Origin of the sequence: Pseudomonas sp. 3MA1 (assembly GCF_029237275.1) — a bacterium.
GTDB classification, from domain to species: Bacteria; Pseudomonadota; Gammaproteobacteria; order Pseudomonadales; family Pseudomonadaceae; genus Aquipseudomonas; species Aquipseudomonas fluorescens_AP.
In genome coordinates this window covers 65119-81596 of record NZ_JAACFX010000016.1, presented here as the reverse complement: position 1 = coordinate 81596, position 16478 = coordinate 65119, and the positions used below count along the sequence as shown (strand labels likewise).

The window sequence follows — 16478 nt, the reverse complement described above, 5'->3', positions numbered from 1 at the left end:
TCGTCACCTGTGGTTGATGTCGATGTCGCGAGTCTCACGCAAACACAGCAACCCCACCACCAGGCTGACCCCGGTAATCAGCACCGGGTACCACAGGCCATAGAAGATATCGCCGGTGTACACCACCAGGGCAAAGGACACCGTCGGCAGGAAGCCGCCGAACCAGCCGTTGCCGATGTGGTACGGCAGAGACATCGAGGTGTAGCGGATGCGCGTCGGAAACAGCTCCACCATCAGCGCCGCCAGCGGGCCGTAGCACATGGCGGCAATCAGGATCAGCGCCACGATCAGCAGCACCACCATGGGTTTGTTGACGTTCTGGGTGTCGGCCTGCTGCGGATAGCCGGCCAGGGTCACCGCGCCGCGCAGGGCGGCTTCGTCGAAGCCGTCGATCTTCACCTCGCCGACGCTGACCTGCACCGGGCTGCCGGCCGGGGCGGCGACGCTGTTGTAGGGCAGGCCCTGCTTGACCAGGAAGGTCTTGACCTTGTCGCAGGGGCTGTCGAAGCGCGCCTTGCCCACCGGGTCGAACTGGAAGGTGCAGGTGGCCGGGTCGGCGCTGACGCTGATCGGCGCCTGGCGGCTGGCCTGGTCGATGGCCGGGTTGGCGTAGTGGGCCAGGGCCTTGAAGATCGGGAAGTACAGCAGCGTGGCCAGCAGCAGGCCGAGCATCAGCACCGGCTTGCGGCCGACCTTGTCCGAGAGCCAGCCAAAGAAGATGAACATTGGCGCGCCGATCACCACGCTGATGATCAGCAGGCTGTTGGCCAGGGCCGGGTCCATCTTGAGGAACTGGGTGAGGAAGAACAGAACGTAGAACTGCGCGGCATAGAAGGTCACCGCCTGCCCGGCATTGATGCTGAACAGGGCGATCAGCACCACCTTGAGGTTCTCCCATTTGCCGAAGGACTCGCGGATCGGCGCCTTGCTGGCGCGGCCTTCCTCTTTCATTTTCAGGAAGGCCGGCGACTCGTGCAGGCTCATGCGGATCCAGGTGGAGATCCCCAGCAGGACGATGGACAGCAGGAACGGCAGGCGCCAGCCCCAGACCTCGAACTGATCGCCGGTGAAGTAGCGGCAAGCCAGCACCACCAGCAACGACAGCAACAGGCCCAGGGTCGCGGTGGACTGGATCCAGCTGGTGTGCAAGCCGCGCTTGCCCTGGGGCGCGTGCTCGGCGACATAGGTCGCGGCGCCGCCGTATTCACCGCCCAGGGCCAGGCCCTGGAGCATGCGCAGCGCCACCAGGATGATCGGCGCGGCGATGCCGATGCTGGCGTAGTTGGGCAGCAGGCCCACGGCGAAGGTGGCCAGGCCCATGAGGATGATGGTGGCAAGGAAGGTGTACTTGCGCCCGATCATGTCCCCCAGGCGGCCGAACACCAGGGCGCCGAAGGGGCGCACCACGAAGCCGGCGGCGAAGGCCATCAAGGCGAAGATGAACGCCGTGGTGTCGTTGACCCCGGCGAAGAACTGCTTGCTGATCACCGCCGCCAGGGCGCCATAGAGAAAGAAGTCATACCACTCGAACACCGTGCCGAGGGACGAGGCGAAGATGACCTTCTGCCCGCCCTTGGCGGTGGCGTCCTGCAGGGTCGGGTTCAGGGGCTGTACGTGTTCTGACATGGGGGGCTTCCTTACAGTGATTATTGTTGTTGTTCCACTGCCGACGCCGTGACCGGCGCCGTTGCTGCAGGCTTATCGCGCGCGCGTTAAGCCTTCGTTTCCCTGCCGACCGTAGGAGCTGGCTTGCCAGCGAAGCGGCCCTTGAGGCAGGTGCCGGCCTTGGCGGCGCCTTCGCCGGCAAGCCGGCTCCTACATCGGGTGCATCTGTTCCTAAGGTCATGCCGGGGTGGCGGGTTGCTTGTGCTGGACGGTACTCCTGGGGACGCTGGCGAGGATCAGTTCGGCAGCCTTCTCGGCGATCATCAGGGTCGGCGAGCAGGTGTTGCCGGAGGTGATGCGCGGCATGATCGAGGCATCGGCAATCCGCAGCCCGGGAATGCCGTGCACCCGCAGTTGCGCGTCGACCACGGCGTGGGCGTCGCTGCCCATGCGGCAGGTGCCCACCGGATGGAAGATGGTGGTGCCGATGCGCGCCGCCGCTTCATGCAGTTGTTCCTCACTCTGCAGCTGCGGCCCGGGCAGGTATTCGCTGGGCTTGAATGGCTGCAGGGCCGGGGCGCCGACGATGCGTCGGGTCAGGCGGATGGCGTCGGCGGCGACTCGCAGGTCCTCCGGGTGGCTCAGGTAATTGGGCTGGATCAACGGCGCGGCGCCGGCGTCCACTGAGCGGATCTCGACCCGGCCCCGGCTTTGCGGACGCAGGTCGCAGACCGATGCGGTAAAGGCCGGGAAGCTGTGCAGCGGCTCACCGAAGCGCTCAAGCGACAATGGCTGCACGTGGTACTCCAGGTTGGCCCGGGTCTGCTCCGGGCCCGAGCGGGCAAAGGCGCCCAACTGGCTGGGGGCCATGGACAGCGGGCCGCTGCGGTCATACAGGTAGCGCAGGCCCATGCCCATCTTGCCCCACAGGCTGCCGGCGATCTGGTTCAGGGTGCGGGCGTTTTCCAGCTGGTAGATCAGGCGCAGTTGCAGGTGGTCCTGCAGGTTGCCGCCGACCCCGGGCAGGGCGTGGCTGACCCCGATCCCCAAGCGTTGCAGAAGCTCGCTGGGGCCAATTCCGGAGCGCTGCAGAATGCTCGGCGAGCCAATGGAGCCGGCGCACAGGATGATCTCTCGGCGCGCCTTGAAATCCACCGGGCGACCCTGGCTGACGGCCCGTACCGCGCTGGCGCGGCCGTCTTCGAGGATCAGTCGCTGCACTTCGATATCGGTCAGCACCTGCAGATTGGCGCGCTGGGCGATCGGCTTGAGAAAGGCCTTGGCAGCGTTCCAGCGCACCCCGGCCTTCTGGTTGACCTGGAAGTAGCCGCAGCCTTCGTTGTCGCCGCCGTTGAAGTCATCGATGTTGCCGATGCCGCTCTGCTGTGCAGCCGTGCGGAAGGCATCGAGGATCGGCCACGACAGGCGCTGGCGCTCGACCCGCCATTCACCGGCGCCGCCGTGCAGCTGGCTGTCGCCGGCAAAGTGGTTCTCGCTTTTCTTGAACAGCGGCAGCACATCCTGCCAGCGCCAGCCCGGGTTGCCTTCGGCGGCCCAGCCGTCGTAGTCGGCGGCCTGGCCGCGCATGTAGATCATGCCGTTGATCGACGAGCAGCCGCCCAGCACCTTGCCCCGCGGGTAGCTCAGGCTGCGGCCCTGCAGGCCCGGTTCGGCTTCGGTCTTGAAGCACCAGTCGGTGCGTGGGTTGCCGATGCAGAACAGGTAGCCCACGGGGATGTGGATCCAGGGGTAGTTGTCGCGACCGCCGGCTTCCAGCAGCAGCACCCGGTGCTGGGGATTGGCCGACAAGCGATTGGCCAGCAGACAGCCGGCGGGACCGGCGCCGACCACGATGTAGTCGTAGGCGTCAAAGGCAGGAAGCATCCGTGACCTCTTTTCTTGGTTCTTGTTTTGCCTTCATCCTAGTTGTTAGCTTTCGTCAAAAGAATGTTAGTTTTTGCCCACCTGCTGTGCGTTTTCTAACAGCGTTGGCCTTCGACTCCGGCAAGGAAACCCCATGTTCGACTGGAATGACCTGCGCTTTTTTCTTGAGCTGCAACGCAGCGGGCGCCTGCTTACCGCGGCGCGGCGGCTGAACACCACCCACGCCACGGTGGCCCGGCACATCGAGGCGGTGGAGAAGGCCCTGGGCACCGCGCTGTTCGTCCAGCACGCCCAGGGTTACGAGTTGACCCCGGCCGGCGAGGCGTTGCTCAAGCACGCCGAGGCCATGGAAAACGTCGCCTTGCTGGTGCAGGAAGAAATCACCCAGTCCAGTGCGCCACTGGGCAAGATCCGCGTCGGCGTCACCGAGGGCCTGGGGGTGAAGTTCCTCGCCAGCCGCATGTATGGCCTGTTCGAGCGGTATCCGGGGTTGGAAGTGGAGCTGGTGGCGGTGCCGCGCTTTGTCAGCATCCTCAATCGCGAGGCGGAGATCAGCATCCACCTGGAGCGGCCCAACGCCGACATGCTGGTAACCCGCAAACTCACCGACTACTGCCTGGCGCTGTACGCCAGCCAGGCCTATCTGGACCGCGCGCCGCCGTTGCGTAGCCGCGAGGACCTGGGGCGGCATGCCTGGATCGGTTATGTCGATGACCTGCTGTTCAGCCAGGAACTGATGTTCCTCAACAGCTTCTGCCGCAACCCCCAGGTGGTGTTCCACAGCACCAGCGTCATTGCCCAGCAGGAAGCGGCCCGTTCCGGCCTGGGAATCGCCGTGCTGCCGTGTTACATGGCCGCCGCTGATCCGCAACTGGTGCCATTGCTACCCGCGGAAAGCATCCAGCGCGCCTACTGGATCAGCACCCGCCGCGAGCTGCACAAGTCGGTGCGGCTGCGAGTGGTCTGGGATTACCTGGTGCAGCTGTGTGCCCGGGAACAGGGCTTGCTGCTCGGGCCGCAGCCGGGCGCGCGTGCGTAGCCGGAGTCAGAGAATCGGCCCGCAATGGGCCGAACTGCGGATCGGCGCGCCGGGCTGGATGTCGACAAAGCGCGAGCCATAGGACTGCGGGTGCAGCGGCCCGCCTTCACGACCCATGCCGAGACCGCCGGCGCTACGGGTTTCGCCGTCCTGCAGCAGTGGGTCGAGGCGCGCGCGCCAGTCCAGCAGGCGCAGGGTCACCGCCTGGCGCCGTTGCAGGTCGCCGGCCAGCAGCGGGCTGGAGCGATGCCAGAGGTATTTGCTGAACAGCAGGGCGTCGCCGGGGTCGAAACTGTCTTCAATGCGCTGCTGCTCGAAACTCTCGCTGAGCACGCCGGGAGGGCAATAGAGGTGGCGCAGGTGATTGGACAGCTCGTTGACCGGCAGGCCCTGGGCCAGCCGCTCGGCCAGCAGGCGCGAGAACTGGAAGTTGGCCTGGGCCGAGCACCGCGACAGCGGCACCCAGGCCATGCCGCCGCCCTGGCCTTGCGGGCGCACCGGCTGCAATGGCAGCCACAGGCTGAAGGCCGGGTCCTGGGGGCGGATGTAGCGAAAGTTCAGCGAGTCGTAGTGCCAGGCAAAGCCCGAGCGTCCGGTCTGCAGTTCGAAACTCTGGGCCTCGCTCATGATCAGGCGGCAGCCGGTGAGGCGGGTCAGCACCTGGGCGAAGGCCGCTTGCCGGTACAAGCGTTCGAGGATGCCGATCTGCCCCAGTTGGTGGGTCAGGCGACTGAAACCGTTGCCATGGGCGGGTGTGCTGGTGCGGCTGGGGCGCAGCTGGCTGTCGGCCAGTTCACGCAGGTGCTCGATGGCTGTCGGGGTCAGCAACTGGCGCAGCTTGATGAAGCCGCGCTCTTGAAAGTGCCGCAGATCGTCCTGTTCCAGACGCAGCGGGTTGACCAGGAGCGGGGTGTTGCCGGGCAGGACCGATGGCAGGTTCACGGGGTATTCCATTACCGGGGAATGGGCCTTGAGTATGGACAGCCCGCGTCTGGGCGGCGGGCTGGATTCGACCTCGAACAACGTCTTTGCGACATTCGCCGAGCACGCTCGATGCCTTGGCCGTCAGACCGGATGTAGCGGTCCTGGGCCTGGTCGATATAGCCACCGGCCGGTGCGGGCCCGCCGCAGAAGCTACTGGCAGGCCTCGACGACCGGGGCGTGGGCCGCTTGTTCGCGGGTCAGCAGCAATAGCCCCATGGCCAGCAGGCTGGCGCAGCCGGCCAGGGCCATGGCCAGGCGGAAACCGCTGGTCATGGCGGCGCCATAAAGTTCGCCGAACAACGGGAGGTGCAGCGGCAGGCGGTGCTCGGTCACCGCTTGCCGGGCCAGTTCGGTGGCGCCGTGGAACCCGGCCGCCGCGCCGGATTTGCTGAGCACCTGCACGGCGCGGGCGCTCATCAGGCTGCCGAGCAGGGCGATGCCGACGCTCATGCCGGTCTGGCGCAGGGCGTTCATGCTGGCCGAGGCGATCCCGGCGCGCTCCGCCGGTGCGCAGGCCATGACCACCAGCCCGGTGGCCGGCACCGCCAGGCCCATGCCCAGCCCCAGCAGTGCGAACAGCGAACCCACCAGCCAATAGGGCGTATGAGCGTCGAAACCGGCCATGGCGCACATCGCCAGGCCCACCAGGCCATAGCCGCCGATCATCAGCCAAGGCAGGGGGATGCGCCGGTGCAAGCGGCCGAAAAGCATCGATACCACGCCAGTGACGACGAACTGCGGGAGCATGCGCAGGCCGCTGTCGGCGGCAGACCAGCCCTGGATCTGCTGCAGGAAGATCGAGAAGAAGAACAGGCTGCTGTAGCAGGAAAACCCGAGGATGAACGAAGCCAGGTTGGCCACTGCGAAGGGCCGCTGGCGCAACAGCGTGAGCGGCACCAGCGGTCGTTGCACTCGACGCTCCACCAGGATCAGGCCCAGCAGGGCCAGGCTTGCCAGCAGCCAGGAAGTGAGGGCTGCGCGGCTGTCGAAACCGCTCTCGCCAGCGACGATCAGCCCGTAGGTCAGGGCCCCGAGGCAGAGCATGCTGAGGGCCTGGCCCAGCGGATCGAGCGCGGCGTGCTGAGGGTGCTTGCGCTCGCTGATGCCGAAGCCACCGAGCAGCAGGGCCAGCAGGCCGATGGGCAGGTTGATCAGGAAAATGCTCTGCCAGCCCAGGTGCTCCAGCAGCAGGCCACCGAGCAAGGGGCCGAGAATCAGCGCCAGGGCGCTGAACGCCGACCAGCCGCCGATCACATGGGCCCGTTGCCGTGGTTCGGGGAAGGCGTGGCTGAGGATCGGCATCGCCCCGGGAATCAGCAGGGCCCCGGCCAATCCCTGCACCGCGCGCCCGGCCAGCAGCAGCGCAAGTTCCTGGGCCAGGGCACACAGCAGCGAGCCGAGGCAGAACAGCAGCACGCCGATCAGCCAGCAGCGCTTGTGGCCGAAGCGGTCGCCCAGCGGCCCGGCCGACAGCATGCACGCCGAAAGGCAGATGGCGTAGGCATTGACCACCCATTGCAGGCCGCCCAGGCCGGTAGCCAGGGCGTGCTGCAAGGTCGGCAGGGCGACGTTGACGATGCTGATGTCAAGGGACGCGAGGAAGGTCCCGAGGTAGGCGGCGGCTACCAGGGCAGGGCGGCGATAGCGGTTCATGAGGAGTCTCCCGCAGGTGCTGGAATGGGCTTTCGCGGCGAGCATAGTATTTCGACTGACCGTCGGTCAATGGAAAATGATATCGATTCTCAACTCTCTTTTCCGGCGCCGTTGCCCTAGAATGTCGACCTTTGTCGAGCAGCCCGGATGCATCAATGAGTGTGAAATCCTCCCCGGTTCCCCAGCCTGCCACCGCCCAGCCGCGGCCGCGCACCAAGCCGGCCGAGGTGCGCCTGGAAGAGCTGATGGCCGCCGCCGAGAGCCTGTTTCTCAGCCAGGGCGTGGAAGCCACCACCATCAGCGAGATCGTCCAGCGCGCCGATGTGGCCAAGGGCACCTTCTACCACTACTTCCCCTCCAAGAACGAACTGCTGGTGGCCCTGGGGCAGCGCTATACCCAGCACTACCTGCAGCGCCTGGAGCAGGCGGTGGCGGCCTGCCCGGAAGACGACTGGGTGGCGAAGGTCTGCAGCTGGATCCGCACCAGCGTGCAGGCCTACCTCGACACATACCGCCTGCACGACATCGTCTACCCCAACCACCATCACCACGACCGTGGCAACCCGGAAAAGAACGCGATCCTCGAACAGTTGCTGGGCCTTCTTCACGGCGGCCAGCGCGCCGGCTGCTGGTCCCTGGCCCAGCCGGGGGTGATTGCCTCGCTGATCTACGCCGGGGTGCATGGCGCCACCGACGACGTGATCGCCGCCGGCGAGGACGACGGCCGGGTCCTGGCCGAGGCCATTGTCCAGGCCTGCCTGCGCATGCTGGGCCAGCACACTTCTTGATGTGTCCACGGGTAAAAGGAACGACCCTGCAATGAAAAAGATCAAGCTCATTCTCGGCGCCGCCCTGGCGCTGTTCCTGGCCTACCAGGCCTATGGCCCGTTCTACTACGGCACGCCGTATCAGGACCGCAACTACAGCCCCGACCAGGCCTTCTACTACCAGAAGTACCGCTTGTTCAGCTGGCGCACCTGGATTCCCAGCATGACCATGCCCGGCGATGGCGACAGTTCGCGCTACAGCGTTGGCGGCTACCTGCGGGTGTTCAAGGCCGACGGCACGCTGGTGGGGCAGTCCTATGACGACTGCATCGCGGTGGTGGAGGTGTCCTGGTACGACAATGCGGTGGGCGGCTTCGGCTGTGGCGAGCACTTGATCGCGCTGTCCGCGAAGGCCACGCCGGACTGAGCGTTCGGTCCCGGCGCCTGCCCATGGGCTATGGCTCGCGCCGCGCCGTCCAGGCACTGCCCAGCCGCAGCGGTTGATCGCAGGGGAGCGACAGGGTGGCGCGCAGCCCGCCCTGGGGCAGGTTGTCGAGGCTGATCGCGCCGCCCAGGTGCCCGGCGATGACGCTGACGATGGTCAGCCCAAGGCCGGCGCCGTGGGCGTTGCCGCGACTGTAGAAACGCTCGAACAAGCGCTCGCGCTGGCTTTCGTCGATGCCCGGGCCCTGGTCCTCGACGCTGAGCTCGAAGTGTTCGCCGGCCTGGGTCAGGCGCACGTTGATCACGCCATTGGCCGGTGAAAAGTTCACCGCGTTGCTGATCAGGTTGTTCAGGGCGATGTCGATGGAGGCTGCCTCCGCGCGGATCGGGTAGGCGCGTTCGTCGACGTCGAACGACAGTTCCAGGCCCTTGTTCAACAGCCATGGGGTCAGCTGCACCAGGCTGTCGCGCACGGTATGGGCCAGGTCGATGGTCTGCTCGATGGGCACCTGTGCCTTGGGCTCCAGGCGGGCCATGGTCAGCAGTTGGTTGACCAGGCGTCCGGCGCGGTCGACGCCGAGGATCAGCGACTCCAGGGACGCCCGGCGCTCCTGCTCGGTGCCGGCTTGCAGCAGGTTCTGCGCGTGCACCCGCAATACCGCCAGGGGCGTGCGCAGTTCGTGGGCGGCATCGGCAATGAAGCGTCGCTCGCGACCGAGCAATTCCTGGATCTGCGTCAACATGCGGTTGAGGGCCGCCTGCATGGGCTCCAGCTCCCTGGGCAGGGGCTCCAGGTGCAAGGGCTCCAGGGAACCGCTGGGTCGCGCCCGCAGGGTGGCGGCCATATTGGCCAGCGGCCGCAGGCCCCAGCCGATGGCCAGCCAGATGATGACCGCCAGCAACAGGCTGCCCAGGACGTTGGGCCACAGGGTGTGGCGCATGATGCGGCTGACCAGGTCGCTGCGCACATCGACCCGCTCGCCGACCCAGATCCGCAGGCCCGAGTCCTGGTCTTCGAGGGTGAAGGTGCGCCACTGATGGTTGTTGGGGTCCAGAGCGGTGCCAAAACCCGGGGCCAGGGGCTGCAGGGCATAGGTGGGGGCGCTGGTGGTGCGCACCAGCAGGCTGCCTTTGCGGTTCCATACCTGGAAGGCGATCTTGCTCTCGTAAGGGTGCCCGTCGACCTGGGGCATGGCCTGGCTCAGCGCCAGGTTGAAGGCGTGATACAGCTGGGCCTGGTCGATGCTGCTGTTGGGCATGCGCATGATGCCCAGCAGCAGGCGGGCATGTTGCGCCAGTTGGGCGTCGTAGACTTCGTCGATCTCGTGGTTGCTGTCGTGCAGGTTGAAGCTGGTCAGAATCAGCAGGCCGGCGAACAGCAGACCGATGATCAGGGTCAGGGTGCGCCGGCGGATCGAATTCATCGACGCTCCTCCACCAGGTAACCCACCCCGCGAATGGTGCGGATCAGGTCGGCGGAAAACTTCTTGCGCAAATGGTGGATGTGCACTTCCAGGGTGTTGCTCTCGGCCTCTTCATTCCAGCCGTAGAGCAGTTGCAGCAGGCGGTCGCGGGTCATCACCCGACCCGGCGGCGAGAGCAGTTCGTAGAGCAGCTGGTATTCCTTGGGCGTCAGGGCCACCGGCTCGCCGTGGTAATGCACCTGCTGGGTGCCCGGGTCGAGGCTGATGCCGGCATGCTCGATCAGCACCCGGGCGCGGCCGGCGCTGCGCCGCAGCAGGGCCCGCAGCCGGGCCTTGAGTTCGTCCAGGTCGAAGGGCTTGATCAGGTAGTCGTCGGCGCCGGCGTCGAGGCCGGCGATGCGGTCCTCGGTGGCGTCCCGGGCGGTGAGAATCAGCACCGGCAGGGTCGCGCCGCTGTCGCGCAGGCGCTTGAGCACTTGCAGGCCATCCAGGCGCGGCAGACCGAGATCGAGCAGGGCCAGGTCGAAGGTTTCGCTGAGCAGCGCATGCAGCGCGCTGTTGCCGTCCTTGAGCCAGTCCACGGTGTAGCCTTCGCGGCTCAAGGCTTGGTGGATACCTTCGCCCAGGGGCTGGTCGTCCTCGATCAGTAGTAAGCGCACATCGACTCCTGTCCTGTTCCGGTCATTTGATTTTCTTGCCCACCTCGGCCAACAAGGCCTGGATCTCTGCGCGCCGGCCCTGGTCGGCCACTTCCCGCCCGGGGCGCGGCGGCGCCTGCAAGGCCTTGAGCAAGGCGACCCGGGCTTCGTCGTAGCGGCCCTGGCGATACAGGTGGTCACCCCGGAAGTACAGACTATCCAGGCCGTCAGGGTTGTGCTGCAAGGCTTGCTTGAGCAGTTCTGCGGCCTTGTCGGCGTCGCCGAAACCTATGGGCCAGCCGGGAACGCGATCATACAGGGCGGCGAGGCTGGTGTAGGCGCAACCTTGCAGGGCCTCGGGGGCCGGGCGGCAGGTTCAGGCAGCCCGGTAACAGTGCGCTGATCAGGGTTTTCATGGTTCCTCGTGCTCCCGTTCGGATCGAATGCTCAGCCGCCGGATCAGCGGCAGGTGTTTGCGCAGGCCGCGGTCCACCAGATTCGGCAGCAGGCTGTTGAGGCGCACGAAAAACCGTTCCGGCCAGCCCAGGTACAGCTCGCGGTGGTCGCCGGCGATGGCGTGCAGCACCGCGTTGGCCACGGTCTGCGGATCGTCGACGTTGCTTTTCAAGGCATCGTTCAAGGCCTGGGCCGCGGGGCTGTTCATGCTGGTGCGGGTGGCGCGCGGCGCCACATAGAGCACGTTGACCCGGGTATCGGCCAGCTCCCGGCGCAAGGCTTCGGAGAAGCCGCGCAAGGCGAACTTGCTGGCGCAGTAGGCGGCGTAGCCGGGGTAGCCGATGGAGCCGTAGGTGGAGCCGACGTTGACCACCATGGCGCTGGGCGCCTGTTGCAGCATCGGCAGCAGCAGGCGGGTCAGGCACATCGGCGCGCCGATGTTGACCGCCAGCATGGCGTTGATCTCGGCATCATCGAGCTGTTCGAGCATGGCGAAGTGGTTGATTCCGGCGGCGTTGATCAACAGGTTGACGCCGCCGATGGCCTCGGCGGCCAGCAGCACCTTGCGCCGGTCGCTGAGGAAGGTCAGGTCCGCCGACACCCAGCACAGCTGCTTGGGATAGCGCGCCAGCAGCGGCGCCAGGGGCTCCTTGTGCCGGGCCACGGCCAGCACCTGGGCACCACTGGCGCACAGGGCGGCGGCGATGGCCAGACCGATGCCGCCACTGGCCCCGGTGAGCACCGCGCGGGTTTCAGGCAGACGCATGGGTGCGCTCCCCGACACGTGGCAGACCGCGGAACATCTCGCTGTAGAGGTGGTAGACCACCTTGGAGGCATGGATCACCGCGGCCTGATCGGCAGGGTCGTCGAGACGATCCATCAGGCGCCGGTAGGTCTGCATGTGCTCGATGTCCAGGGCGCCGTGGGAGGCCAGGTAGCTGAACGCGTTTTGCGGCAGTTGCAGGCTCTCCTGAATGCTCCCGGCGGCCATGGTGGCCAGGGCGATGCTGGTGCCTTCCAGCACGTTGACCATGCCGAACAGGCCCACCGGGTTGCCGCGGGCGATCAGGTCGTAGAGAAAGCTCACCATCAACTCGATGGCCAGGCAGGGCTGGCCGTCGCGCACCGCCAGGCGCTCGCCGCCGCAGGCGACGATGTCGTTGAGCACCCACTGTTCATGGCCGTATTCGTCCTCGATGTACTCGCACACCGCGCTGCGCAGCCATTCCAGGCGCTCCGGCAGGCGTGCGCCACAGGCCATCATCAGCGGCACGGTGTGGCGCACGTGGTAGTAGGCCTGGGTCAGGAAGGCCCGGTAGCCCTCAAGGCTGACCTGGCCGGCCACGGCTTCGCGAATGATCGGCAGGTTGAACAGGTGCTCCCGCTCCTGGGCGGTGGCGGCTTGCAGTTGGTCGAAAAAACTCATGACGATGATTCCTCGGAATGAAGGTGGGGGCAGAGCAGGTCGCGGTAGTGTTCGACGATGGCCTCGCGACGCGGCCGACCGTTGGCGGTCAGCAGGCCGTTGGCCGGGGTGAAGGGCTGTGGCAGGCGGGTCCACTGGTGAACCTGGGCGTAATCGGGCAAGGCCTCGTTGGCCTGGGCCACGGCGGCCGCCAGCTGGCTGTCGCTGCAGTCCGCGCGATGGGGCCAGAGCAGGGCGTGGTTGCGCGGCAGGGCCTCGCCGTAGACGAAGGCCTGGGCAATGTGGCTGCGCTGGGTCAGTTCGGCCTCGACCCATTCGGGGTTGACGTTGCGCCCGTAGCTGGTGACGAACTGATGCTTCTTGCGGCCCTTGAGGTACAGGTAGCCGTCGCTGTCGAACTCACCGATATCGCCGCTGTGCCACCAGCCCTCGTGCGTATCGGTTTGCCCCAGGTAGCCCAGCAGCAACGAACCCTCGATCAGCACCTCGCCATCGGCCGCCAGATGCACCCGCACATGGGGCAAGGGCTGGCCGACGCTGCCCGGGCGATGTGCCCCGGGACGGTTGAGGCACACCACCGAGGCGCACTCCGACAGCCCGTAGCCTTCGTAGACCGGCAGGCCCAGGCGCTGGGCCCGCTGCAGCAGTTCCAGGGACACCTTGGCCCCGCCGACCGCGGCAAAGCGCAGGCTGGCGGGATTGAACAGGCGCTGCTCGGCGGCCCCTACCAACAACAGCAGCAACTGTGGCACCAGGATCAGGCTCTCGGCCTGGCGCTGGGCCAGGCAGCCGAGCAGGGTCGGCGCATCGACGCCGCTGGCGCCCTGGATGCCCAGGGTCTTCTGGCTGGGCAGGCTGAGGGTGGCGCCGGCATAGAGCGCGGCGTAGCAGCCCAGGTTTTCCAGAAGGATCCCCAGCGGCAGCAGCGCCAGGTGATGGCGCGGGTTGCTGGAATGACTGGCCTGCTGCAGTTCGCGGGCCACCCGCAGCAGACTGTCGGCGCCCAGGCACACGCCCTTGGGGGTGCCGGTGGTGCCGGAGGTGAAGGTCAGTTTCGCGGTGCCTGCGGGCAGGCTCGACGGCCCGTCGAAGGACCGGCGCCAGAACTCGCCCTGGCGCCGGTAACCGGCGGCTTGCAGCGCCGCCTCCTGGCCGTCCTCGGCCACCAGCAGTTCGGCGCGGCTCTGTTCCAGGCAATGCAGGCGCTGGGCGTCGGTGAAGAAGGGGGGCAGGGTCAGGCAAGCCAGGCCCTCGAACAGCGCGGCCAGGTCCCACAGCAGCAGTTCCGGGCCGTTGTCCAGGGCCAGCGCCACCACCTGCACCTGTTCATCGCGCAGGCGTTGCTGGCGGTAGATCACCTCGGCGTAGAGGGTGGCGTAGTCCAGGCGCAGGCGGTCGCCCCAGAGCGCGATATGGATGGTCTTTTGTTCGGCGTGTTGGCGAAGCGCTTCCTTGAAGCGCTGCACTTCAAGCGACATGACTGCTCTCCTCGAACGACAGCGGCAGGCCCAGGCGGTTGAACATCCCCATGTTGCGCAAGTGGATGAACCCCGCACGGATGCTGCCCACATGCACGGCTGGCTGGCTCTGGTAGTAACTGCCCCAGTGATGACGCTCTTCACCCAGGCGCTCGGGGTCGGCCGCGCACAGGGTCAGGGGGCGCAGGCCCAGGCGATGGAAGCTGTTGACCAGGCCGACGTTGCCGGTGAACGCCACCCATTCCAGGCCCCCCATGGCCAGCAGCCAGGTGATGGCGATGATCGACAGCCGCGCGCTGCCGCTGTCGCTGGCCGCCAGGTTGCCCACTTCCACCACGCCCTGGCGTTCCACTGGGCGCCCGGCGGCCAGGTCGATCAGGGCCTCGATGGGCTGGTCCAGGTAGCGCTCCAGAAACAGCGGGCCCGCCTTGGCCAGGCGTACCCCGGCCACGGCGCACAGCGCCCCCCCAGGATCGCTGAAACCGAACAGCTCGGGCATGAATTGGCGGATATCGGCGCCGTGAACCTTACGAAAGCGCTGGCTGACGTAGGTTTCGAACACCGCTCGTTGTGCGTCCCCGGGCAGGCTGCGGGCCAGGGTCAGGGGGGGGGCGGACTCGCGTCCGAAATGCAGCGGCAGGTGGATGTTCCAATCAAGGCCAGGCATGGATATAGAGCCTCCCGGGGCGTGTTGGGGAGGAGTATCGGCAGCCTTTCTTAAGCCAGTCTGAAGATGGCAAAAAGACATTTCAGCGCTCTTCAGGTTGCCTTAAGGCTGGCCCGGCAAGGTGGCGCACCCGGGCAGCGAAAGGCGTTGCCCGGGCCCTGCGACGACCTGAACGATTCAGGCGTGCCGAACCACCGTGAGGACTGTGTATGACTGCTCAATCCGTCCCATCGCGCTATGCGCGACTGTCGATCCTGATGCACTGGCTGATGCTGGCGCTGTTCCTCGGCGTCTACGCCTGTATCGAACTCAAGGGCCTGATGCCCAAGGGCAGTACGGCCCGGGGCCTGTTTCTCGGGCTGCACAGCCTGTTCGGCATGAGCATCTTCGCCCTGGTGTGGGTTCGCCTGCTGGCGCGCCTCAAGCCGCGTCCGCCGATCTCTCCGGCGCCGGCCGCCTGGCAGACCGGGCTGTCGCACCTGATGCACCTGGTCCTGTATGGACTGATGATCGCCACGCCGCTGCTGGCCTGGCTGATGCTCTCGGCGGCGGGCAAGCCGGTGCCGTACTTCGAGTTCTTCCTGCCGGCCGCGCCGGTGACGGTGGACCCGGACCAGGCGCGTTTCTTCAAGCACTGGCACGAGCAGCTGGGCAACGCCGGCTACTGGCTGATCGGCCTGCACGCCGCGGCCGGGCTGTTCCACCACTACTGGGTCGGCGACAACACCCTCAAGCGCATGCTGCCGGGTCGCTAGTCGGCAGCGGCCCGCGTGCCGACGACTGGATCCGCCAGGATGCTGTACGGCGCAAGGGCCTGGTCGTCGGCCAGCCGGCTGCTGCACGCGAGTGGGGCGGGCGGCGCTTTCTCAGGCAATCAACAGCTCGAAATGCCCACTGGCCAAGGGCTCGCCATTGATTAGCAATTGCACGCCATGGCGCCCCGGGTAGTGGCGGCGGGTGGTCAGCTCGCGGATCGGCTGGCTGCGGCCCAGGTCCACCCGGGCCCAGCCTTGCAGGGTGAAGGTCTTGAGCTTGAACACCTTGCGCGCCGTGGCGCCGGAGGCCTTGACGTAGTCGATGGCGTAATCCACCACCAGGCGCTGGTCGCGGGGGCTGGTGGAGGCCAGGCTCAGGGACAGATCGAGGCGCTCGCCCAGGCGCAGTTGCCCTGGAGTGACCTGAAAGCGCCTGATCTCGACCTCGGCCCGGGCCCCGGCGCCGATGATCGCCAGGGCCCGGCGCTCGCCCTGCTTGATCAGGCTGCGCAGGGCATGGCGGGCGATCCAGGCGCTGTGGGGATGATCCAGGGGCCAGGCTTCCAGGCGCTGCATGACCCACTGCGGATGGTCCTTGCTGATGTCGTTGAGGTGGTTGGCCACCGACTTGCGCACGTACAGGCTGGGGTCGCGCTTCAGGCGTTCGAGAATCGACGCCGCCAGTTGCGGGTCGGCCTGCAGCTGTTCCAGGCGAAACGACCAGGGCAGCCGCGGGCGAGTGCCTTCGCTGGCCAGGCGGCGCACGTGTTCATCCGGGTCGTCGGCCCATTCCTGCATCCGGGCCAGGGTGCGTGGGCCATCCTGGCGCAGGAAATGCCGCACGGCGAACTCCGAGGAGCCGAAGCCGGTGAAATACTTCAATGCCGCCATCGACAGTTCGAAGTCATGCAGGCCATGGCTGGCCACGTAGTGCGGCAGGAAGATGCACACGAAGCGATTGTTCAGGCGCGGCGCCAGGGCTTGCAGCCGCTCCAGGCTGCTGGCGTAGTCCAGGTCCAGCACCTGGTGCAGGCTCTCGCTGACCCGGGCCAGGCGCTGCATCAGCGACAGCTCGGCGAGGTTGTGGCCGGCCAGTTGCAGGAAGCGTTGACGCTCGAAGGCCGGGTGCACCGCGTGCATGGCGTCGGCGATGTGCTCCAGGCGTTGCTGGTTGAAGATTTCCTTGAGGGCGGGGGCCTGCTCTTGGGTAGAACTCATGGCGCGTATCCATTCAAAGCCGAGGCGGCGTCCACTCTA

General features: G+C 66.8%; 15 protein-coding genes and 1 pseudogene. 4 read left to right on the top strand and 12 right to left on the bottom strand.

Translation table 11 applies throughout. The features are described 5' to 3' along the window. Positions 1-3: 3 nt before the first annotated feature. Together GWQ44_RS28710 and GWQ44_RS28705 are read right to left on the bottom strand one after the other, a co-directional pair. Positions 4-1626, bottom strand: coding sequence for an MFS transporter (locus GWQ44_RS28710; protein WP_275928881.1), 1623 nt, complete (start codon positions 1624-1626; stop codon positions 4-6). A gap of 216 nt (positions 1627-1842) precedes the next feature. Further along, positions 1843-3489, bottom strand: coding sequence for a GMC family oxidoreductase N-terminal domain-containing protein (locus GWQ44_RS28705; RefSeq protein WP_275928880.1), 1647 nt, complete (start codon positions 3487-3489; stop codon positions 1843-1845). A 133-nt stretch (positions 3490-3622) separates the two neighbouring features. Between GWQ44_RS28705 and GWQ44_RS28700 the strand changes: the two genes are divergently transcribed. After that, positions 3623-4528 (top strand): LysR family transcriptional regulator, encoded by a 906-nt coding sequence (locus GWQ44_RS28700; RefSeq protein ID WP_275928879.1) that lies wholly within the window; start codon positions 3623-3625, stop codon positions 4526-4528. A gap of 6 nt (positions 4529-4534) precedes the next feature. Here GWQ44_RS28700 and GWQ44_RS28695 read toward each other — a convergent pair whose 3' ends face one another. Together GWQ44_RS28695 and GWQ44_RS28690 are read right to left on the bottom strand one after the other, a co-directional pair. Then, positions 4535-5470 (bottom strand): phytanoyl-CoA dioxygenase family protein, encoded by a 936-nt coding sequence (locus tag GWQ44_RS28695; protein ID WP_275928878.1) that lies wholly within the window; start codon positions 5468-5470, stop codon positions 4535-4537. Positions 5471-5662: 192 nt separating this feature from the next. After that, positions 5663-7165: an MFS transporter gene (locus GWQ44_RS28690; RefSeq protein ID WP_275928877.1), complete on the bottom strand. Its 1503-nt coding sequence runs from the start codon at positions 7163-7165 to the stop codon at positions 5663-5665. 155 nt (positions 7166-7320) lie between these two features. Between GWQ44_RS28690 and GWQ44_RS28685 the strand changes: the two genes are divergently transcribed. Both GWQ44_RS28685 and GWQ44_RS28680 read left to right on the top strand, forming a co-directional pair. Next, on the top strand, positions 7321-7953 hold the full coding sequence (locus GWQ44_RS28685) for a TetR/AcrR family transcriptional regulator (RefSeq protein WP_275928876.1): 633 nt from the start codon (positions 7321-7323) through the stop codon (positions 7951-7953). A gap of 31 nt (positions 7954-7984) precedes the next feature. Beyond that, positions 7985-8359 (top strand): hypothetical protein, encoded by a 375-nt coding sequence (locus GWQ44_RS28680; protein WP_275928875.1) that lies wholly within the window; start codon positions 7985-7987, stop codon positions 8357-8359. Between the two features lie 28 nt (positions 8360-8387). Here GWQ44_RS28680 and GWQ44_RS28675 read toward each other — a convergent pair whose 3' ends face one another. The 7 genes and pseudogenes from GWQ44_RS28675 to GWQ44_RS28645 all read right to left on the bottom strand — a co-directional run bounded on the left by GWQ44_RS28675 (position 8388) and on the right by GWQ44_RS28645 (position 14466). After that, entirely contained in the window at positions 8388-9800 is a 1413-nt protein-coding gene (locus GWQ44_RS28675; RefSeq protein WP_275928874.1) for an ATP-binding protein, read from the bottom strand. Then, positions 9797-10459, bottom strand: coding sequence for a response regulator (locus tag GWQ44_RS28670; RefSeq protein ID WP_179596739.1), 663 nt, complete (start codon positions 10457-10459; stop codon positions 9797-9799). Before GWQ44_RS28670 ends, GWQ44_RS28675 begins: the two co-directional genes overlap by 4 nt. A gap of 22 nt (positions 10460-10481) precedes the next feature. Beyond that, positions 10482-10799: pseudogene (locus tag GWQ44_RS28665) on the bottom strand (tetratricopeptide repeat protein); the annotation flags it as partial. 51 nt (positions 10800-10850) lie between these two features. Continuing rightward, complete coding sequence (locus GWQ44_RS28660; RefSeq protein WP_103742051.1) at positions 10851-11660, bottom strand: SDR family oxidoreductase; 810 nt, start codon at positions 11658-11660, stop codon at positions 10851-10853. Then, complete coding sequence (locus GWQ44_RS28655; RefSeq protein ID WP_275928873.1) at positions 11647-12321, bottom strand: iron-containing redox enzyme family protein; 675 nt, start codon at positions 12319-12321, stop codon at positions 11647-11649. The genes GWQ44_RS28660 and GWQ44_RS28655 overlap by 14 nt, the downstream gene beginning before the upstream one ends. Continuing rightward, on the bottom strand, positions 12318-13799 hold the full coding sequence (locus GWQ44_RS28650; protein WP_275928872.1) for an AMP-binding protein: 1482 nt from the start codon (positions 13797-13799) through the stop codon (positions 12318-12320). Before GWQ44_RS28650 ends, GWQ44_RS28655 begins: the two co-directional genes overlap by 4 nt. After that, positions 13789-14466, bottom strand: a complete 678-nt coding sequence (locus GWQ44_RS28645; RefSeq protein ID WP_275928871.1) for a thermostable hemolysin — start codon at positions 14464-14466, stop codon at positions 13789-13791. Before GWQ44_RS28645 ends, GWQ44_RS28650 begins: the two co-directional genes overlap by 11 nt. Positions 14467-14675: 209 nt before the next feature. Between GWQ44_RS28645 and GWQ44_RS28640 the strand changes: the two genes are divergently transcribed. Beyond that, positions 14676-15221, top strand: coding sequence for a cytochrome b (locus GWQ44_RS28640; RefSeq protein ID WP_275928870.1), 546 nt, complete (start codon positions 14676-14678; stop codon positions 15219-15221). Positions 15222-15332: 111 nt separating this feature from the next. Here GWQ44_RS28640 and GWQ44_RS28635 read toward each other — a convergent pair whose 3' ends face one another. After that, positions 15333-16439, bottom strand: coding sequence for a DNA alkylation repair protein (locus GWQ44_RS28635; RefSeq protein WP_275928869.1), 1107 nt, complete (start codon positions 16437-16439; stop codon positions 15333-15335). Positions 16440-16478: the final 39 nt, after the last annotated feature.